This window comes from Amycolatopsis nalaikhensis (assembly GCF_030264295.1).
Classification (GTDB): Bacteria; Actinomycetota; Actinomycetes; order Mycobacteriales; family Pseudonocardiaceae; genus Amycolatopsis; species Amycolatopsis nalaikhensis.
In genome coordinates this window covers 9,900,605-9,919,753 of sequence record NZ_CP127173.1, presented here as the reverse complement: position 1 = coordinate 9,919,753, position 19,149 = coordinate 9,900,605, and the positions used below count along the sequence as shown (strand labels likewise).

The 19,149-nt window shown below is 72.2% G+C and carries 16 protein-coding genes and 1 pseudogene; 12 read left to right on the top strand and 5 right to left on the bottom strand.

Annotated features, from left to right (window positions below; genetic code table 11):
• Positions 1 to 60 precede the first annotated feature (60 nt).
• Positions 61 to 1,288: pseudogene (locus tag QP939_RS48165) on the top strand (sensor histidine kinase).
• 79 nt (positions 1,289 to 1,367) lie between these two features.
• Positions 1,368 to 2,021, top strand: a complete 654-nt coding sequence (locus tag QP939_RS48160; protein ID WP_285453657.1) for a response regulator — start codon at positions 1,368 to 1,370, stop codon at positions 2,019 to 2,021.
• 52 nt (positions 2,022 to 2,073) lie between these two features.
• Here QP939_RS48160 and cysC read toward each other — a convergent pair whose 3' ends face one another.
• A complete protein-coding gene (cysC, locus tag QP939_RS48155; protein WP_285453656.1) occupies positions 2,074 to 3,882 on the bottom strand; it encodes an adenylyl-sulfate kinase in 1,809 nt (602 codons plus the stop codon).
• Positions 3,882 to 4,811 (bottom strand): sulfate adenylyltransferase subunit CysD, encoded by a 930-nt coding sequence (gene cysD / locus QP939_RS48150; RefSeq protein WP_285453655.1) that lies wholly within the window; start codon positions 4,809 to 4,811, stop codon positions 3,882 to 3,884. The genes cysC and cysD overlap by 1 nt, the downstream gene beginning before the upstream one ends.
• Positions 4,812 to 4,850: 39 nt before the next feature.
• On the opposite strand from cysD, the gene QP939_RS48145 reads away from it, so the two are divergent.
• From QP939_RS48145 to QP939_RS48130, 4 genes are read left to right on the top strand one after another with little or no spacing between them, the layout of a single operon-like run.
• Positions 4,851 to 5,330, top strand: a complete 480-nt coding sequence (locus QP939_RS48145) for a nuclear transport factor 2 family protein (protein ID WP_285453654.1) — start codon at positions 4,851 to 4,853, stop codon at positions 5,328 to 5,330.
• Positions 5,327 to 6,517, top strand: coding sequence for a hypothetical protein (locus tag QP939_RS48140; protein ID WP_285453653.1), 1,191 nt, complete (start codon positions 5,327 to 5,329; stop codon positions 6,515 to 6,517). Before QP939_RS48145 ends, QP939_RS48140 begins: the two co-directional genes overlap by 4 nt.
• Entirely contained in the window at positions 6,514 to 7,302 is a 789-nt protein-coding gene (locus QP939_RS48135; RefSeq protein WP_285453651.1) for an SDR family oxidoreductase, read from the top strand. The genes QP939_RS48140 and QP939_RS48135 overlap by 4 nt, the downstream gene beginning before the upstream one ends.
• A gap of 8 nt (positions 7,303 to 7,310) precedes the next feature.
• Complete coding sequence (locus QP939_RS48130) at positions 7,311 to 8,468, top strand: sulfotransferase family protein (protein WP_285453649.1); 1,158 nt, start codon at positions 7,311 to 7,313, stop codon at positions 8,466 to 8,468.
• On the opposite strand, the gene QP939_RS48125 is transcribed toward QP939_RS48130, so the two are convergent.
• Positions 8,447 to 9,670, bottom strand: coding sequence for a glycosyltransferase (locus QP939_RS48125; RefSeq protein ID WP_285453648.1), 1,224 nt, complete (start codon positions 9,668 to 9,670; stop codon positions 8,447 to 8,449). The two genes, QP939_RS48130 and QP939_RS48125, sit on opposite strands and share 22 nt — an antisense overlap.
• 41 nt (positions 9,671 to 9,711) lie before the next feature.
• Between QP939_RS48125 and QP939_RS48120 the strand changes: the two genes are divergently transcribed.
• Complete coding sequence (locus QP939_RS48120) at positions 9,712 to 10,320, top strand: TetR/AcrR family transcriptional regulator (RefSeq protein ID WP_285453647.1); 609 nt, start codon at positions 9,712 to 9,714, stop codon at positions 10,318 to 10,320.
• Between the two features lie 57 nt (positions 10,321 to 10,377).
• On the opposite strand, the gene QP939_RS48115 is transcribed toward QP939_RS48120, so the two are convergent.
• Positions 10,378 to 12,039 (bottom strand): GGDEF domain-containing protein, encoded by a 1,662-nt coding sequence (locus QP939_RS48115; RefSeq protein WP_285453646.1) that lies wholly within the window; start codon positions 12,037 to 12,039, stop codon positions 10,378 to 10,380.
• A gap of 146 nt (positions 12,040 to 12,185) precedes the next feature.
• Here QP939_RS48115 and QP939_RS48110 point away from each other — a divergent pair, with 146 nt between their 5' ends.
• Positions 12,186 to 12,536 (top strand): ArsR/SmtB family transcription factor, encoded by a 351-nt coding sequence (locus QP939_RS48110; RefSeq protein WP_285453645.1) that lies wholly within the window; start codon positions 12,186 to 12,188, stop codon positions 12,534 to 12,536.
• Entirely contained in the window at positions 12,533 to 13,165 is a 633-nt protein-coding gene (locus tag QP939_RS48105) for an SRPBCC family protein (protein WP_285453644.1), read from the top strand. The genes QP939_RS48110 and QP939_RS48105 overlap by 4 nt, the downstream gene beginning before the upstream one ends.
• Here the strand turns inward: QP939_RS48105 and QP939_RS48100 are convergent.
• Complete coding sequence (locus QP939_RS48100; RefSeq protein ID WP_285453643.1) at positions 13,162 to 13,515, bottom strand: PASTA domain-containing protein; 354 nt, start codon at positions 13,513 to 13,515, stop codon at positions 13,162 to 13,164. The genes QP939_RS48105 and QP939_RS48100 overlap by 4 nt on opposite strands.
• 62 nt (positions 13,516 to 13,577) lie before the next feature.
• Here QP939_RS48100 and QP939_RS48095 point away from each other — a divergent pair, with 62 nt between their 5' ends.
• The 3 genes from QP939_RS48095 (at position 13,578) to QP939_RS48085 (ending at position 19,011) form a co-directional block, all read left to right on the top strand.
• Positions 13,578 to 15,149, top strand: a complete 1,572-nt coding sequence (locus tag QP939_RS48095; protein ID WP_285453642.1) for a deoxyguanosinetriphosphate triphosphohydrolase family protein — start codon at positions 13,578 to 13,580, stop codon at positions 15,147 to 15,149.
• 230 nt (positions 15,150 to 15,379) lie between these two features.
• Entirely contained in the window at positions 15,380 to 18,247 is a 2,868-nt protein-coding gene (locus QP939_RS48090) for a S8 family serine peptidase (RefSeq protein ID WP_285453641.1), read from the top strand.
• A 113-nt stretch (positions 18,248 to 18,360) separates the two neighbouring features.
• Positions 18,361 to 19,011, top strand: a complete 651-nt coding sequence (locus QP939_RS48085; RefSeq protein ID WP_285453640.1) for an acVLRF1 family peptidyl-tRNA hydrolase — start codon at positions 18,361 to 18,363, stop codon at positions 19,009 to 19,011.
• Positions 19,012 to 19,149 lie beyond the last annotated feature (138 nt).

Genomic DNA, 19,149 nt, shown 5'->3' with positions numbered 1-19,149 from the left:
GGGGCGGGGTCCACCGCGAGAGGGAGGCGCCCGCCGCGCCGGGCCTGCGAAGATCGACCGGTGCGCGTATTCCGGCCTTTGACGAACAAGGCGACGTACCGCCGCTGGGTGTACCTCGTCCTCGGTGGCGCGATCAGCGTGCCCTACCTGCTGTTCTCCGCGGTCGCCGTGCCGTCGCTGCTGCCGTTCGTCACGACGTTGGAGCGCGCGACGCTGGTCGGCGGCGCGCTGACGCTGCTCGTCCTGGCCGCGACGGCGTTCCTGCCCGCGGTGCACGTGCTCGAGTCGACGGCGATCCGCGAGCTGCTGGACGACCCGGTGCCGGACGCGCCCGCCCAGCCGCACACCCGCCGCGGCCGCCTGCACGCGGCGACGATGTTCGTGCTGCACGTCGTCGCCGGGTTCGTGGTCAGCTTCTTCAGCCTCCTGGCGCCGGTCGCGATCGGCGTGTCGGTCAGCGCCGTGTTCACCGGGCACCTCATCCAGACCGGTGAAGGCGACGAGGTGCGCGTGCCGACGGGCTGGGCGTCGGCGTGGCTGCCGGTGGTGTTCGTGCTCGCCACGGTGCTGCTGGTGTACGCGGTGTGGGCGGTCGGCGGGCTGCTGCGCCGCGCGGCGGCCGGGCTGCTGGGGATGAGCGCGGCCGACCGGATCGCCCGGCTGGAGCGGCGGACCGAGCAGCTCGCCGAGCGCAACCGGCTGGCCAGGGAGCTGCACGACTCGGTGGGGCACGCGCTGAGCGTCGTCACGGTGCAGGCGGGCGCGGCTCGCCGGACGCTGCGCACCGACCCGGACTTCACCGAGCGCGCGCTGGGCGCGATCGAGGAGTCGGCCCGCACGGCGCTCGACGACCTCGACCACGTCCTCGGGCTCCTGCGCGAGGAGGCGGCGGGCCGCACACCGCGGCCGACGCTGACGGAGCTTCCCGGCCCTGCTGGAGACGACGCGGCTGGCGGGCACCGAGGTGACCGCCGAAATCGATGGCGACCTGGCCGCGGTGCCCGCGGTGGTGTCCCGCGAGGTGTACCGGATCCTGCAGGAATGCCTGACCAACGCGGTGCGGCACGCCGGTAGGGTCCCGGTGGCGGTGGTCGTGGAGGTCACGGGGCACGAGCTGGTGGCAAAGGTGGCGAACCCACTGGGCGGCGGCTCGGGCCGATCCGGCGGCGGCCGCGGGGTGCGGGGCATGACGGAGCGGGTGGCGGTACTGGGCGGCGAGCTGTCGGCCGGGCGGGTGGACGAGCGGTGGGAGGTCGTGGTGCGGGTGCCGTGGGGGAGTGGGCGATGAGTGCGGGGGTGCCGGTCGACGGCGAGCGGCTGACCCGGGTGGTGCGGGTGGCTGGCGGCTCGGTGCGCGGGAGCGGGCGATGAACGTGCGCGTTCTCCTTGTCGACGACGAGCCCCTGATCCGCGCCGGACTGAAGGCGATCATCGACACCGAACCCGGCCTGGCGGTGGTCGGCGAGGCCGCCGACGGCGCCGAAGTCCCCGGCCTGGTGGCCCGCCTTCGCCCGGACGTCGTGCTGATGGACGTCCGGATGCCCGCGGTCGACGGGATCCGCGCGACCACCCACCTGATGTCCACAGTGGAGGATCCGCCGAAGGTGATCGTGGTGACCACCTTCGAAAACGACGACTACGTCTACGACGCCCTGGTCGCGGGCGCCAGCGGGTTCCTCCTGAAACGCGCACGCCCCGAAGAGATCGTCGCGGCGATCCGCACGGTCATGACGGGCGACTCCCTCCTGTTCCCGGCGGCGATCCGACGCCTGGCCGCCCAGCACGGGCCGTCTCCAGCGGGTGACGCGCTGGCGAGCGCCGGTCTGACCGAACGCGAACGCGAAGTCCTGCGGCTCATGGCAGGCGGTCTGTCCAATGTGGAAATCGCCGGAGAACTGTACCTCGGGATCCAGACAGTGAAGACCCACGTGGGCAACGTCCTCGCCAAGCTGGGTGCGCGAGACCGGACCCAGGCGGTGATCCGCGCGTACGACTCGGGTTTCGTGACCCCCGCGGGCTAGGCGGTCGTGAGTGTTTAGGGCGGTTCTAACCGCCCTAAACACTCACGACGGGCTAGGCGAGGTCGTCGAGCAACGCCTGGATCGCCGCCGCCATGGCCGCCGGGTCGCCGTCGCCCGGTCGCAGCACCAGGTCCGGGGACGATGGCCGTTCGTACGGGGCGTCGATGCCCGTGAAGCCCGTGATCTCCCCCGCGCGCGCCTTCGCGTACATCCCCTTCGGGTCCCGCGCCTCGCACACCTCCAGCGGCGTGTCGACGAAGACCTCCACGAACGGCAACCCGTCGTGGATCGACCGCGCTCGCGTGCGGTCCGCCTCGTACGGGCTGATCAGCGACGCGATCGCCACCACGCCCGCGTCCGCGAACAGGCGCGCCACCTCCGCCACCCGCCGGACGTTCTCCGCGCGGTCCGCCGGGCTGAAGCCGAGGCCCGCGTTCAGCCCGTGGCGCAAGTTGTCGCCGTCCAGCAAGTACGCCGGGCGGCCCGCCGCCACCAGCCTGCGCTCCAGCTCCACCGCCACCGACGACTTGCCCGACGCCGACAGCCCCGTCAGCCACACCGTCGCGCCGCGGGTCGGGCGGTCCTCGCGGCGGACCGCCGCCGTGTGCCAGACCACCGGGGACGCCACCGCGCCCGTGATCATGCCCGCCGCGACCGTGTCACCCGTGTGCTCGTCCACCAGCAGGAAGCCGCCCGTCGCGCGGTTGCGGCGGTACGGGTCGAACAGCAGCGGTGCCCGCGTGCGCAGCCGTATCCGGCCGATGTCGTTCAACGACAGCGAATCCGCTTCCGAGCGGTGCAACGTCGTCACGTCGAGGCGGTACTCCAGCCGTTCCACCGTGCCGCGGGTCTCGGTCGTCGTGTGCCGGACCGCGTACGACGCCCCGGGCGTCAGCGAGGAACGCGCCGAGAACCAGCACACCAGCGCGTCGACCTCGCGGGCCGACTCCGCGCGGTTGCCCGGGCGGCACAGCATCGCGCCGCGCCCCAGATCGAGGTCGTCCGTCAGCTCGACGGCCACCGCCTGCCCGGTGAACGCCTCCGCCAGCGGCGTCCCGCCCGGACCCCACACCGCGCGCACCCGGGACGTGAACCCCGACGGCAGCGCCACGACCTCGTCACCCGGCTTGAACACTCCGCCCGCGATCGTGCCCGCGTAACCGCGGAAGTCCGACCGGCGGATCACGTACTGCACCGGGAACCGCGCGTCGATCAGGTTCCGGTCCGAGGCGACGTGCACCTCTTCGAGCTGGTGCAGCAGTGAAGTCCCTTCGTACCAAGGCATGCTGGCGCTGCGGTGGACGACGTTGTCGCCGTGCAACGCCGAAACCGGGACGAACGTCAGGTCCGCGACGTCCAGCTTCATCGCGAACCGGCGGAACTCCTCGCGGATCTCGTCGAACCGCTCGCGCGACCAGCCGACCAGGTCCATCTTGTTCACGCACACCACGAGGTGCCCGATCCCGAGCAGCGACGCGAGGAACGCGTGCCGCCGCGACTGCTCCAGCACGCCCTTGCGCGCGTCGACGAGCACCAGTGCCAGGTCGGCCGTCGAAGCACCCGTCACCATGTTGCGCGTGTACTGCAGGTGCCCCGGCGTGTCCGCGATGATGAACTTCCGCTTGGGCGTGGCGAAGTAGCGGTGGGCGACGTCGATCGTGATGCCCTGCTCGCGCTCGGCGCGCAGGCCGTCGGTGAGCAGCGCGAGGTCCGGGTAGTCCTCGCCGCGGTCGCGGCTGGCGCGCTCGACCGCGGCGAGCTGGTCGGTGAAGATCGCCTTCGAGTCGAACAGCAGCCGCCCGATCAACGTCGACTTGCCGTCGTCGACGCTGCCCGCCGTGGCGATCCGCAGCAGCTGCATCAGAAGTAGCCCTCCCGCTTGCGGTCTTCCATGCCTGCCTCGGAAATCCGGTCGTCGGCGCGAGTCGCGCCGCGCTCGGTGACACGCGTGGCGGCCACCTCGGCGACCACTTCGGACGGCGTCGCCGCCGACGATTCGACGCAGCCGGTGCAGGTGGCGTCGCCGACGGTCCGGAAGCGCACCGTCGCCTCGTACGGCCGCTCACCGTCCACAAGCGACAGGAACCGCGTGACCGCGAGCAGCATGCCGTCCCGCTGGACCACCGGACGCCGGTGCGCGTAGTACAGCGGTGGCAGCGCGATCCGCTCGTCGCGGATGTACTGCCAGATGTCCAGCTCGGTCCAGTTCGACAGCGGGAACACGCGGATGTGCTCGCCGCGCCGGTGCCGCCCGTTGTAGAGGTTCCACAGCTCCGGGCGCTGCGCCCGCGGGTCCCATTGGCCGTGCTCGTCGCGGAAGCTGAACACGCGCTCCTTCGCGCGGGCCTTCTCCTCGTCGCGCCGGGCACCGCCGAACACGGCGTCGAAACCGCTTTCCCGGATCGCGCGCAGCAGCGTGACCGTCTGCAGGCGGTTACGGCTGGCCCGCGGCCCGGTCTCCTCGACGACGCGGCCCGCGTCGATGTCGTCCTGCACGCGCGCGACCTCGAGGCGCAGGTTCAGCGCGGCGACGGTCTCGTCGCGGAACCGCAGCACCTCGTCGAAGTTGTGGCCGGTGTCGACGTGCAGCACGGGGAAGGGCAGCGGCGCCGGCCAGAACGCCTTCGCCGCGACGTGCAGCATCACCACCGAGTCCTTGCCCCCGGAGAACAGCAGGACGGGGCGCTCGAAGGTCGCCGCGACCTCGCGGAAGACGTGCACGGCCTCCGCTTCGAGCGCGGCCAGGTGCGACAGTTCGTAGGCCACGGACACGGGAAAAAAGTAGAACATGTTCTTGTCATCGGTCAAGCGGTGCGAGACCCTGTGAAGATGGACTTGGTCGTACTCGAAGAGATCCGGCGGCTGAAGTACCGCTACCTGCGCGCGGTCGACCTGAAGCAGTGGGACGAGGTGGCCGACACCTTCACCGTCGACGCCACGGCCGACTACGGAACGCACGCCGTGGGCGGCGACGGGAAGAAGTTCGAGGGCCGCGACGCGATCGTCGAGTTCCTCACCAAGAGCCTCGGCAACGGCATCATCACCGTCCACCACGCAGGTCAGCCCGAGATCGAAGTCGACGGCGACACCGCGACCGGGCGCTGGGCGTTCACCGACAAGGTCATCGTGCCCGACCACAAGGTGATCATCGAAGGCGCCGCGTTCTACGAGGACACCTACCGCCGGGAAGCCGACGGCGCCTGGCGGATGTCGCACATCGGGTACGTCCGGACGTACGAGTCGATGCTCTCGTGGGAGGGCAACCCCGGCTTCCGGCTGCTCGCCAACCGCTGGGCCGTTCCGGCATGATCGAGAACGAGTTCTCGTTGACCCGGCCGTTCGCCGACGCCATCGCCGAGGCCGAGAAACTGATCGCCGAAGCCCCGCACGTGAAGACCGAGCAGGACCTCCTCGAGGGCTACGACTACCTCGCCGGCAGCATCCGCGCGTCGCTGCAAATGGCTTGGGCCTACCAGCGCGACTTCCCGTACTTCACCGCGTCCACCGGGCCCTACACGAAGATGGGCTTGGACAACCCGGACACGCTCTACTTCAACGCGAACATCCGCGCCGACCGCGAGTACCTGGTCACCGGCCGCCGCGGGACCACCGCCGACCTGAGCTTCCAGGTGCTCAACGGTGACTACTCGCCGGTGGTGGTGCCCGACAGTCTCGCCGCGTTCGACGACCGGGCCATCGAAATCGGCGACGACGGCCGGTTCGAGCTGCGGTTCGGCCCGGCGAAAGAGAACCCAGGCCCGAACTACTTCACCCTCGGCGAGGGCTCGTCGATGCTCGTGGTCCGCGAGGTCTACAGCGACTGGGCCACCGAGCGGCGCGGCGAGATCCGCATCCAGTGCGTCGACACCGCGGGCCAGGCGCCGCCGGTGCCGGACCGCTCCGCGCTGGCCAAGCGCTACGGCGTCACCGGCAAGATCCTGCTGAGCAGGCTCAAGACGTTCCTGGCCTTCCCGAAGTGGTTCTACTACGACCTGCCGGTGAACACGATGACCGAGCCGCGCTCGACGCCGGGCGGGCTGACCACGCAGTTCTCCTCGGCCGGGCACTACGAGCTCGGCGACGAAGAGGCGATGATCGTCACCGTGCCGAAGTGCGCGGACGCGCCGTACCAGGGCATCCAGCTCGGCAGCCTCTGGTACGTCTCGCTCGACTACATCAACCACCAGACGAGCCTCACCGCCGACCAGGCCCGCGTCGACCCGGACGGCAAGATCCGGTTCGTGGTCAGCGAACGCGACCCCGGGCTGGCGAACTGGCTCGAGCGGACCGGCCACGACCGCGGGTACGTGCAGATCCGCTGGCAGCGGCTCGCGCGCGACCTCGGCCCGGAGGACGGCCCGGTCGTCGAGGTGGTCAAGGTGGACGAACTGCCCGACCGGCTGCCGTTCCACGCCGAAGCGCGCGTGACGCCGGCGGAGTGGTCGGCGAGGATCGCGGCCCGGCAGGACGCCGTCGCCGCCCGGATGCTGGGGTGACCGTGGAGAACCTGTTGCGGGACAAGGTGGTCGTCGTCTCGGGCATCGGCCCGGGGCTCGGCCGGTCGATCGCCGTGCGCAGCGCCGTGGCCGGGGCCGACGTCGTGCTCGCCGCACGCACCGAGTCGCGGCTGACCGAGGTCGCGAAGGAGGTCACCGACCTCGGGCGCCGCGCCGTCGCGATCCGGACCGACATCGACGACGCGGACTCCGCGGCGAACCTGGTCGCCGAGGCGCTCGGCGCGTTCGGCCGGGTGGACGCCGTGGTGCACAACGCCTTCGCCGTGCCACCGCTGACCGATCTGGCCACTGTGGACCTCGACGCGGTCCGCGCCGGGTTCGAGACGGCCGCCATCTCGGTGCTCCGGCTGACCCGGGGGTTCCTGCCCGCTCTCAAGGAGAGCAAGGGCTCGCTGGTGATGATCAACTCCGCCGTGCTGCGGCACTCGCGGCGCACGTTCGGCGCCTACAAGATGGCGAAGTCGGCGCTGCTGTCGCTGTCCCAGAGCCTCGCGAGCGAGCTGGGCCCGGACGGCGTGCGGGTCAACACGGTCGCACCCGGCTACATCTGGGCGCCGAACCTCAAGTGGTACTTCGCCTACCTGGCCAAGGAACGCGGCATCACGCCGGAAGAGGTCTACGCCGAGACGGCGTCCACAATAGACCTGCGCAAGCTCCCGGAACCCGACGAGATCGCCGACGCCGTCGTGTTCCTCGCCTCGCCGATGGCGCGCGCGATCACCGGGCAGTGCCTCGACGTCAACGGCGGCGAATACCACCACTAGGAGGACCCATGCTCCCCGGCCGCGAAGACGTCGGCACCGTCGAGGACCTGCACGCGTCGGCCACCAAGCTCACCGGGCTCGACGACTTCGGTGACGACGAGCACGTCGAGGGCCTGCGCGTGCTGCTGGAGTCCTACGAAGCCGACGAAGAGCTGACGCCGTACGGGAACAAGGTGCACCGCGCGATGCTGCGCGGCGCGCTCGTGGCGCGGCTGCTCAGCGAAGCGGCGTGGAAGCAGCACCCGGCGTACGCGGACGTCGCGATCGAGCGGCCGATCTTCGTCACCGGCCTGCCCCGCACCGGCACGACGGCCCTGCACCGCCTGCTCGCCGAGGACCCGGCCCACCAGGGACTCGAAGTGTGGCTCGCCGAGGTGCCACAGCCGCGGCCGCCGCGGTCGACGTGGGCGGAGAACCCGATCTTCCAAGGGATCCAGGCCGGGTACGAACGCCACCACGTCGAGCACCCGGAGTTCATGGGCGTGCATCACATCTCCGCCGACCAGGTGGAGGAGTGCTGGCAGCTGCTGCGCCAGTCGATGCGCTCGCTCTCCTTCGAATGCCTCGCGCACGTGCCGCGCTATTCGCGCTGGCTGGCGAAGCAGGACTGGACCGATGCCTACGCCCGGCACCGGCGGAACCTGCAGCTGATCGGGCTGCCGGACGCGGGGAAGCGGTGGGTGCTGAAGAACCCGAGCCACCTCTTCGCGCTCGACGCGCTGATGGCGGCGTACCCGGACGCGCTGGTGATCCAGACGCACCGGGCGCCGCGCACGATCATGGGCTCGATGTGCAGCCTGGCGGAGAAGGCCGCCGACGGGTGGTCGGCGAAGTTCCGCGGCGACGTCATCGGCCGCGGTCAGCTCGACCTGTGGGCCCGCGGCGCCGACGAGTTCCGCGAGGCCCGCGCCCGCTACGACCAGGCCCAGTTCTGCGACGTGCGGTACGAGGACTTCGTCGCCGATCCGATCGGCACGGTGTCCACTGTGTACGACCACTTCGGACTGTCCTTCAGCGACGACGCCCGCGCGGCGATGACCTCGTTGCACGAGGAAAGCCGTTCCGGGGAGCGGAAACCGGCACACCGGTACAGCCTGGCGGACTTCGGCCTGACCGCCGACGAGGTCGACGAGCGCTTCGCGGGCTACTTGCGGGCGTACTTCTGACCGGTCGTGATCAGCTCGACGACGTCGGCCATCGACGGCCCGGCGGCCATCTCGGCGGCGAGCTCCCTCGCGCGCTCGCGGTAGCGCGGCTCGTCCAGGACCGCGCGGACGTCCCGCCGCAGCTTCTCCGGCGGAACCGTCGGCCGGGCCCGGCCGATCCCGGCACCGGACCAGGTGACGCGGGCGGCCACCTCGCGCTTGTCCTCGCTGGCCCCGACCACGACGAGGGGGACGCCGTAGCGCAGGGCGTGGTTCACGCCGCCGTACCCGCCGTTGCTGACCATCGCGGCGCAGCGGGGGAGCAGCTCGTCGTAGGGGAGGAAGTCGGCCACGCGGACGTTGGGCGGCAGCGGGCCGGGCCGCAGCGTGCCGCCGCACGTCGTTGCCACGACCAGGACGTCTTCCTCGGCGAGCGCGGCGATCGCGGGCTCGACGAGGCGGCCGAGGTCGTCGTTGGCGATCGTCCCCTGCGTCACGTGCACGACCGGGCGGGAGCCGTCGAGGTCGCCCCACCACGGCGGGAGCGGGTGGTCGGCCGTGCGGCTGACGGTCGTCGGGCCGATGAAGTGCAGGGGCGCGCCGGGGCGCGGGTATTCGAAGCCGGGGCAGGTCATCTGGAGAACGCCGTCGCTGCGCAGCGGCCAGTCCGCGAAGAGCAGGCCGGGGTCCTCGCCGAGCAGCTCGCGGGCCAGCCGCTGCGCGGGACCGAGCACCCACGGCGAGAGCGCCTTGAAGACCGCGCCGCCGACGCGGTCGCCCAGGGTCTTCGGCGGGGGACCGCTCGGCACGGGCGGCATGAACGGCAGAAAGCCCAGCACCAGCACGCGTGGCCGGTGTTCGCGGCGGACCAGGGCCAGCCCGGCCATGAAGAGCGGGTCGCAGAGCACGACGTCGACGTCGTCGTCGAGCACGGACAGCTGGGCGGGCATCGCGCGGACGAAGTGGGCCAGCTCGAACCGGGCGAGCTTGAGCCCGCGCAGTCCCTTGCGGCCGGGGATGGTGCCGTCGAGGTCGGTTTCGTCGAAGTCGGCCTCCTCCGGCAGCAGGCGCACGTGCGCGCCGAGCGCCTCGAAGGCCTGCCGGTAGCGGGCGCCGGTGACGACGGTGACGTCGTGCCCGGACGCGAGCAGGGCCTCGACGATCGGTTTGGTGGGGCCGACGTGTCCGCGGGCGGGCTGGACGCACACGAGTACCCGGGACATGGCGACCTCCGATATTGATCGATACGCTGTACTATCGAATTATGGCGGAAGGCGAGCGTCGGCGCTACGAGTCCCCGGCGCGCGAGGCCCGGGCCCGGCGCACCCGGAAGCACGTCGTCGAGACGGCGGGGCGGTTGTTCGCCGAGCGGGGGTACGCGGGCACGAGCGTGCGGCAGATCGCGGCCGCGGCCGGGGTGAGCCTGGAAACGGTGACGCAGACCGGGCGCAAGGCGGACCTGCTGCTGGCCGCGTTCCGGGACGGCTTCACGGGCAATCCCGACGCGGTGAACCTGGACGCGGTGGTCGGCGACGCGGGGATGGCGGACTTGCCGTCGGCGGTCGCGCGCGTCGCCGAGGGGGTACGGCGGTCGCTGCCGATCTGGCGGGCGTTCACGACAGCGGCGGCGGAGGACCCGGCGGTGGCGGCGGTCCGAGCGGAGCTGGCGGTGGTCCGCCGCGCGGAGATCGTGGCCCGCCTGGAGTCGACGGGCTTGGCGGCCTCCGACCGGCTCGCGGACGCGATCGGGCTGCTCACGTCGCACGAGGCGTACGAGCACCTGACGACGGTGTGCGGCTGGCCGCACGAGGACTACGTGTCCTGGGCCGCGGCGGCGATCCAGTCCCAGCTGACCCTCGCCTGGCGGTCGTGAGTGTTTAGGGCGGTTAGAACCGCCCTAAACACTCACGACTACGGGAGCCGCGGCCGGTCAGCCCGCAGCAGCTTGCAGGCCTCGGGCGCCGATTCCGCGCAGTACCTCGACGCGGTCCGAGCCCGGCCTGCTCAGCACCCAGCTCGACCCCGGCACCGCCTTCGCCCGCTTCTTCAACGGTGCCAGCAGCCGCGAAACCTCCTGGTACGAGCGGATCGCGTCGCTCGCGCAGACCAGCGTCGCCAGTGACACCGTCACCGGCATCCCGTCCGCCGACCACGGGCGGTCCAGCAGGGCCGCCGCCACCGTCGCGATCTCGTCGACGTCGCAGACCACCAGGAAGTCGTCGCCGCCCACGTGGCTCACCCGCATCCGGCGCAACCGCCCCGCCAGCTCCGTCAAGGCTCCGCCCAGCTCGCGGATCAGGTCGTCGCCCGCCGCGAAGCCCGCCGTGTCGTTCACCGCCTTGAACGCGTCCACGTCCAGCCACGCCGCCACGAAGGGCTCGCCGATCGTGATCCGGCGCGCGACGTCGCGGGCCACCGTGTCGCTGCCCGGCAGCCTGGTCAGCGGGTTCAACGCCGCCGCGGCCTCGACCTTCGCCTCGGCCACCCCGCGGACCACCTCGGTCACCAGCACCACGCCGAGGCAGCGGCCCACTTCGTCGACCACCACGACGTCGTCGCCCGTGCGGCCCCAGTCCGCGTCCGTCACCAGCTCGAGGAACTCCATCGCGCCCGCGCGTGCCTCGATCGTGTGCGGGGTGTCGGCCAGCCGCTCCGCCGGGCGCTTCGCGTGCAGGGCGTGGCCGTACGGGCCGGTCACCGCGACCAGGAACCGCGTTCGGTCGACCGACCAGCGGGGCCGGTTCAGCTCGTCGACGCCCACCACGCCAGAAGGCGCGTCGGCCGCCGCGAGCACCGCGCGGACCTCGTCGCACGTCGCCGTCTCCGGCAACGTCGTGGCCGGACGCAGGAAGTCGCCGACGCACTGCGCCGGACCCGGCGCGCGCACCGTCCGCGGCCGCGCGAGCAACGCCGGAGCCGGGCCTTCGGCCGTCGGCGGGGCGAGCAAATTGCCCTGCGCGATCCGGATGCCGAGGTCGCGGACGGCGTCGAGCTGGGCGTCGGTCTCGACGCCGGTCGCGACCAGGCGCGTGCCCGTGCGGTTCGTGTAGTGCAGCATCGCCTCGACGACGGCGGCGCAGCCCTGGTCGTCCGGCAGCCCGCGCAGCACCGTGCGGTCGAGCTTGACGACGTCGACCGGCGCTTCGACGAGCAGGCCCAGCGGCAGGTCACCGCGGCCGAGGCCGTCGAGCGCGAGCCGGAAGCCGAGCTCGGTGAGCCCGCGCATGCCGGCCAGCGCGCGCTCGGCGGGCACCGGCGCGAACGGCGGCCCGAGCTCGAGCACGACGTCGCGGGTGCGGCGCCCGGCGTCGGCGAGCTCGGCCAGCAGGTCGTCGAACATCGCCGGCGGCGCGGTGAGCGTGCGGGCGGAGAGGTTCAGGTGCAGCGGCAGCGACGTCTCGTCCTGCCGGACGGCGGCGATCGCCAGCCCGAGGTCGGCTTCGGCGAGTCTGCCTTCGCGACGCGCCTGCGTGAGCAGCTCCGGGACGGTTCCCTGGGCCGGCCTGGCCAGCGCTTCGTGCGCCACGACGCCTCCCGTGTGGAGGCTGTACAGCGGCTGGAAGGCGAAGCGGACCGCGCGTGGCGACTTCACGTCACCGATCGTCGCCGCTCGCGCGCGTGAGGGGAACCGATGTCGACTGATGTTCACCCCCGTTACCCACATCGGAGTAACGCAGCGTGACCTCCGCCACTAATTCAGAGTTGACTTATATAAGCACAAGCTTGTAGCTTGGCGACGTGCACGCGTTCGACGTCCTCGGCGACCCGGTCCGCCGGCGCATCCTCGAGCTGCTGGCCGACGGCGAACGGGCCGCCGGCGCGGTGACCGAGGTGATCCGGGCCGAGTTCGGCATCTCGCAGCCCGCCGTTTCCCAGCACCTGAAAGTGCTGCGGGAGAACGGCTTCGCGGTCGTCCGCCAGGACGGCACGCGGCGGCTGTACGCGGTCGGCCACGCGCCGCTGCGCGACGTCGACGTCTGGCTCGACCGGTTCCGCCGGTACTGGACCCCGCCGCTGGACGCCCTCGCCACCGAAATCGCCCGCGGCAAGCGCGCGCGACGAGTCACCGATGAAGGAGAAAGCTCGTGATCGACGTCAGCCACCAGATCAGCACCGTCCGCCGGACGGTCGGCCGCCGCGTGCTCGAAGCGGGGGAGGCGCGGGTCATGACCATCAGCCAGGTCTACGCCACCGACGCCGACGACCTCTGGGACGCCTGCACGAACGCCGAGCGCATCCCGCGCTGGTTCCTCCCGGTCTCCGGCGAGCTGCGGGTCGGCGGGAAGTACCAGCTGGAGGGCAACGCGGGCGGCACGGTCGAGCGCTGCGACCCGCCGAAGAGCTTCGCCGCGACCTGGGAGTTCAACGGCGGCGTCAGCTGGATCGAGGTCCGCGTGACGCCGGAAGGCGAGGGCGCGCGGTTCGAGCTGGAGCACACCGCGCACGTCGACGACCACTGGGAGCAGTTCGGGCCCGGCGCGGTCGGCATCGGCTGGGACATGGCGCTGACCGCGCTGGTCCGGCACCTCGCCGCCGACCCGGGGTACGTCGTCGACCCGCAGGAGGCGATGGCCTGGATGGCGTCGCCGGAGGGCGTCGAGTTCGTGACGAAGGCCGGGGAGGCCTGGTACGAGGCGCACATCGCCGGGGGCGAGGCCGAGGACGTCGCCCGCGCCCAGGCCGACCGCTGCCTGGCTGCCTACACCGGGCAGGCCTAGCGGTCGTCGTACTTGACCGCGGTCAGGGTGATCACGGCGTCGGGCGCGACCTCGGTGCCGGGCGCCGGGTCCTGGCCCGTCTGGACCCAGTTGCGGTCGATCACCAGCGCGCGGCCCTGGCCGGTGCCGTCGACCTCGCGCAGGTTGTAGAGCCCGGCGCGCTGCATCGCGTTCTGGGCGTCCTGATGGTTCATGCCGGAGACGTCCGGAACCTTGATCAGCTTGGCGGGTGCCGAGGTCGACGTCGACGTCTTCACCGCGGTCGTGGTGCCGGGCTCGCCCGGTGGCGCGCCGCAGGCGACCGGGACGAGGGCGAGGACCGCGAGTGCCGTGACCATCCGTCGGGACATGCCTACCGGGTACCCACGCGCCTGCCCGCCGTTCAGGTGAATCGCCGGATAAGGTCGGGCGCATGGATCAGGGCAGTGAGCACACCGACCCGCGGGCGGCCCGGCGTGACCCCGTGGCGGGCGTCGGCGGGTTCACCGACCTGGCGACCAGCCCGTTCCGGATCGACCGCGACCGGATCGCCGCGTCGCCGTTCTTCGCGCGCCTCGGCGGCGTGACGCAGGTGGTCAACGCGGGCGGGGCCGGGCTGCTGCACAACCGGCTCACGCACAGCCTGAAGGTCGCGCAGGTCGCGCGCGCCATCGCGGAGCGGATCACCTCGGGTCCCGACGCCGCCCTCGCCGACAAGCTCGGCGGCTGCGACCCCGACGTCGCCGAGGCCGCCGCGCTCGCGCACGACCTCGGGCACCCGCCGTTCGGGCACCTCGGCGAGCAGACGCTCGACCGGATCGCGCGGCACCGCTTCGGCCTCGCGGACGGGTTCGAGGGCAACGCGCAGACGTTCCGCATCATCACCACGACCGACGTGCGCGGGCCGTCGGCGAGCGGGCTCGACCTGACCGCGGCGGTGCGCGCGGCCGTGCTGAAGTACCCGTGGCTGCGGCTGCACCACCCCGCGCCGCACCCGTCCGGGATGGCCGTCCCGCCGCGCGGGGCGGGAGAACCGCGCGAGGTGCCCGGCACCGGCGCGGCCAAGTTCTCCGCCTACGCCACCGAACTCGACGACTTCGAGCAGGCGCGGGCGGTCTTCGCGGGCCGCGTCGAAGGCTGGCAGCAGACGGTCGAAGCGTCCGTGATGGACACCGCCGACGACATCGCCTACGCCATCCACGACCTGCAGGACTTCCACCGCATCGGGGTGCTGCAGCACGCGCCGGTCGCGGCGGAGCTGGGGGAGTGGCTCGAGCGCGCGACCGAGCTGGCCGCCCTCGACGACGAGACGCTGCACGCGGGCCTGCGCCGCCCGGGCCGGTCGCTGGAACGGCTGCGCCGCCGCATGCACGCGAAGGACGCGTGGATCGGCGACGACGACGCGTTCGCCGCGGCGGTGGCCCGGGTGCACGCGGAGCTGGTCGACGGCTTGCTCGCGGCGGAGTTCGACGGCTCGATCGAGGCCGAGCAGGCGACGGCGGCGTTCTCGGCGAACTGGACGGCCCGCCTGGTCGACGGCGTGTACGTGCTCGCGGCGCCGTCCACCCGCACCGGCCACGTGTCCCTGCGGCCCGCGCAGTGGCACGAGGTCCAGGTGCTCAAGTTCGTGCACCGCCGGTTCGTGCTGCTGCGCCCGGACCTGGCGCTGCACCAGCGCGGCCAGGCGGGATTGGTGACGAGCCTCGTCGACGCGCTCGACGCGTGGCTGCTGGACCGCGACGAGGTGTCCCGCCTGCCGCGGCGGCTGCACGACCTGGTCGAGCTGGCCCACGCCGAGTACACGGTCCTGGCGCGGTCGGCGCCGGAGCTGCTCGTCGGGGCGACGGGCGAGCGGGTGTCCGGCGCGGATGCTGTGCGGGGTCTGGCTCGGGGGCGGGCTGTCGTGGACTTCGTGGCTTCGCTGACGGACAAGCAGGCGGTGACGTTGCTGGACGCGTTGTCCGGGCGGGCCGCGCAGCCGTGGTCGGACTCCTTTGTCCTGTGATTGTCCGGTGCTCGGCACGCTGTTGCGCTGAACGGCCTACGTCGTCCGGTCCATTCGGGAAAATATCCGTCCTTTGTCACTCGAACGGCTGCTTTTTACCGAGAACTTACCGTACTTAGCTTGATCCAGCCGGTGATCACCGGCTGTCGGTCAGCGTGAGTCGGGGCACGCGCCTGGAGATTCGGAGGGCGCACGTGCGTCGTACCCGTTCCACGAGATCGAGATCCACTGTGCTCACCGCCGGAGCCGCGGCCCTGATCGCCGCGCTCGGCCTGGTTTCCCCACCCGTCGCGGGCGCCGCCACGGCGTCCACACCGGACACCTTCAATGAAACCGCGCAGCAGCAGATCGCCGCGCTGCAAGCGGTCAAGGCGGGCCGCACCGCCACCGAGTCCAAATTGGACAGCAAGCTGCTCGTCGCCGAAAAGGGGGTCGGCAAGCAGCTGAGCGCGCTCCAGTCCGGGGTCTCCTCGGCCGGGACCGTGCTGGTCGACATCCGCGCGAGCAAGGTTTCGCCCGACCTCATCGCCGGGCTCACCAAGGCCGGGGCGGGCATCCGCGCGGTGTCCGACCGGTACGCCAGTGTCCGGGCCGAAGTCCCGGTCGCCCAGCTCGGTGCGATCGCCGCCCGCGCGGACGTCCAGCGCGTCGAGCAGGCCGACGAGGCGATGACCGCCCGCGAGCTCGCCACTCCGGCGACGCCCGGGAAAACCACCGAAACCAAGCAGCAGAAGGCCGATCGCCTCGCCGGTGAGCTGCAGAAAGCGGTCTCCGCCAAGACCCAGCGCAGCGCCGCCGCGGCCGCCACGCTGACCAGCGAAGGCGACCGCGCGCACAACGCCGACATCGCGCGCCAGCAGTTCGGCGTCACCGGCGTCGGCGTCAAGGCGTGCGCCCTTTCCGACGGCGTCGACTCGCTGGCCGCGTCGCAGGCCAGGGGTGAGCTCCCGGCCGTCGACGTCATCGCCGGGCAGGAGGGCGAGGGCGACGAGGGCACCGCGATGCTCGAGATCATCCACGACCTCGCGCCCAACGCGAAGCTCGGCTTCGCCTCGGCGTTCAACTCCGACGCCAGTTTCGCGGACAACATCCGCAAGCTGCGCTTCGAGTCGCACTGCGACGTCATCGTCGACGACGTCATCTACTTCAAGGAATCCCCGTTCCAGGACTGGATCATCGCCCAGGCCGTCAACGACGTGACCGCCGACGGCGCGCTGTACTTCTCGTCCGCGGGCAACGAGGGCAACGTCGCCGACGGCACCGCCGGGCACTGGGAGGGCGACTTCGTCGACTCCGGCAAGTCGGTCGGCAAGTTCGCCGGTGCCGCGCACAACTTCGCGGGTGCGGCCGGCAACCAGATCTACGAGCCGATCTCGGACGCGTCCTCGGCCGGCGTCCCGGTGACGCTGCACTGGTCGGACCCGATCGGCCAGTCCGCCAACGACTACGACCTCTACCTGCTCAACGCCGCGGGCGCGGTGGTCAGCTTCAGCCAGAACGTCCAGGACGGCACCCAGGACCCGTACGAGATCCTGCGGACGCCGACCTTCGGCGGCACCGGGCTGCGCCTGGCCGTCGTGAAGTTCTCCGGCCAGAACCGCTACTTCTCGCTGTCGGCGTTGCGCGGCCGGTTCTCCGACTCGGCCGACGGGCTCAAGGCTTACAACACCCCGGGTGTGACGGTCGGCCACTCGGCGGCGCGGGACGCCTTCAGCGTCGCGGCCGCCCCGGCGGCCAAGGCCTTCGGCCGGCTCCTGGAGCCGGGCGACCCGGCCAACCCGGCCGGCCCGTACCCGGGCGCCTTCAGCGGCGCCACCAAGGCCGAGCGGTTCACCTCCGACGGCCCGCGGCGGATGTTCTACGAGGCCGACGGCACGCCGATCACCCCCGGCAACGTGTCCTCGACCGGTGGTGAGGTCCGGGCCAAGCCGGAGATCACCGCGGCCGACGGCGTGACGACCAGCGTGACCGGGTTCAACCCGTTCTTCGGCACGTCGGCCGCCGCGCCGCACGCGGCCGCGATCGCCGCGCTCGTGCTGTCCGGCAACCCCGGCCTGCCGCCGTCGGAGGTGCGCGAGGCGCTGATCAACACCGCGATCGACATCGAAACCCCGGGCCGCGACAACTTCACCGGCGCGGGCGTCATCCTCGCCGACAAGGTGCTTGCCTACACCGGCGCCAGCCCGCAGCCGCTCGCGGTGGCCAAGCAGCCGACGGTCACCCCGGCCGACGGCGGCTCGGCGCTCGACCCCGGCGACACCGCCAAGGTCAGCCTCCCGGTGGCCAACGAAGGCGACGGCACCGCGGTGTCGACCAGCGTCGTGCTCTCCAGCCCGACGCCGGGCGTGACGATCGCGCCGCGCTCGAAGTCCTACGGCACCATCAGCCCGGGCCAGACCGGCGTCAACGACTTCACCGTCACGGTGCCGTCGACGCAGCAGCTCGGCGACCCGGTGGTGCTCAACGCCCGCGTCACCTTCGCCGGGGCGCACTCGCCGACGACGTCGACGTTCTCGCTGCCGGTCGGCACCCCGTCGCCGGTGACGCAGGACTTCGCCTACGCCGGCGCGCCGGTCGCGATCCCGGACAACAGCCCGGTCGGGGCGTCCGTGACCATCCCGGTCACCGGGGTCGGCCGCGCGTCCAAGGTCGCGTTCTCGGTCGACGGGACCACGTGCGGCACCGACCCGAACTCGACGACGGTCGGTCTGAACCACTCCTACGTCGGTGACCTGGTCGGGACGCTGACCGCGCCTTCGGGTGCGAAGGCGACGGTGTTCCAGCGCAACGGCAGCTCGGGCAAGAACCTGTGCCAGGTCGTCTTCACCGACTCGGCCGCGGCCGCGTTCAGCACGGTGACCTCGGCGAACGCGCCGTTCACCGGCACCTGGCGGCCGACGCAGGCGCTGACCGCCGGGCTCACCGGGGCCGTCGTCGACGGCACCTGGACGTTCTCGGTGGTCGACGCCGCGGGCGGCGACGCCGGTTCGATCCGCGCGGTCGCCTTGCACCTCAACGGGTTCGTCCAGCCCCCGGCGCCCGGCGCGCCGTCGAACGTGCGGGGCTACACGAACAACGGCCCGGTGCACCCGCTGTAAGTCCCAGCGCCCCAAGGCGGCCTTCGGTGCGTCAGACGCACCGAAGGCCGCCTTGGGTGCGTCTGACGCAACCAAGGCCACATTGGGGCGCTTGGGGCCGTAGCGTGGGGCCCATGGCGAAGGCACGGCAGGTCGCGGGTGGCGGGCGCGCCGTCGAGGTCCCGCCGGAGCGGCTCGCCGGGTGGTTCGCCCGCTTCGCCGCCTCGCACGGCGGGATCGCCGCCACCGACGTCACGCCACTGGAGGTGCGCGTAACCGCGGCCGACGGCACCACCGCGACCGCGACCGTCCCTTTCGGACCTCTCGGCGACCTGTCCATCGACGGGCTCGTGGCGCACGCCGCGAAGCCCCGCCGGATCGCGCTCGTGCTCGTCCGGCGCGGCGGCCACAGCGTCGGGATCGCCCGCGACGGCCGCATCGAGGTCTCCCGCACCGACCGGCACCTCGTCCAGGGCCGCTCCGCCGCGGGCGGCTGGTCGCAGCAGCGCTTCGCCCGGCGTCGCGCGGGCCAGGCGCGGCACGCGCTGCAGGACGCGGCCAAGGACGCCTTCGAAGTCCTGCTGCCTCGACTGTCCGAAGTGGACGCCGTCGTGCTCGGCGGCGACCGGCGCGCCCTCGACGAGCTGCGCGAAGACCGTCGGCTGGCCCCGCTGTTCGCCCGCGCGGAACCCCGCGTGCTCGACGTCGGGGAGCCGAGCCGGGCCGTGCTCGAAGACGCCGCCGTCCGCGCGCTGTCCGTGCAGGTCACGCTGCGCGACGGGTGAGTCCGCACACGTCCGGAAAATCCGCTGGACCGCGGCCCGTACACTGGGCTTCGTGGATATCCAGCTGGAGTGACGCCGCGCCGGTCGCCGACCGGCCGCCTGACGCTGTCCTCCGTTCACCCCCGTCCACGGGAGTTC

Excerpts from the sequence above, each read along its gene's own strand:
- QP939_RS48160 (WP_285453657.1), top strand. The coding sequence starts at position 1,368 with ATGAACGTGCGCGTTCTCCTTGTCGACGACGAGCCCCTGATCCGCGCC.
- cysC (WP_285453656.1), bottom strand. The coding sequence starts at position 3,882 with ATGCAGCTGCTGCGGATCGCCACGGCGGGCAGCGTCGACGACGGCAAG.
- cysD (WP_285453655.1), bottom strand. The coding sequence starts at position 4,811 with ATGTTCTACTTTTTTCCCGTGTCCGTGGCCTACGAACTGTCGCACCTG.
- QP939_RS48145 (WP_285453654.1), top strand. The coding sequence starts at position 4,851 with ATGGACTTGGTCGTACTCGAAGAGATCCGGCGGCTGAAGTACCGCTAC.
- QP939_RS48140 (WP_285453653.1), top strand. The coding sequence starts at position 5,327 with ATGATCGAGAACGAGTTCTCGTTGACCCGGCCGTTCGCCGACGCCATC.
- QP939_RS48130 (WP_285453649.1), top strand. The coding sequence starts at position 7,311 with ATGCTCCCCGGCCGCGAAGACGTCGGCACCGTCGAGGACCTGCACGCG.
- QP939_RS48125 (WP_285453648.1), bottom strand. The coding sequence starts at position 9,670 with ATGTCCCGGGTACTCGTGTGCGTCCAGCCCGCCCGCGGACACGTCGGC.
- QP939_RS48120 (WP_285453647.1), top strand. The coding sequence starts at position 9,712 with ATGGCGGAAGGCGAGCGTCGGCGCTACGAGTCCCCGGCGCGCGAGGCC.
- QP939_RS48100 (WP_285453643.1), bottom strand. The coding sequence starts at position 13,515 with ATGTCCCGACGGATGGTCACGGCACTCGCGGTCCTCGCCCTCGTCCCG.
- QP939_RS48095 (WP_285453642.1), top strand. The coding sequence starts at position 13,578 with ATGGATCAGGGCAGTGAGCACACCGACCCGCGGGCGGCCCGGCGTGAC.
- QP939_RS48085 (WP_285453640.1), top strand. The coding sequence starts at position 18,361 with ATGGCGAAGGCACGGCAGGTCGCGGGTGGCGGGCGCGCCGTCGAGGTC.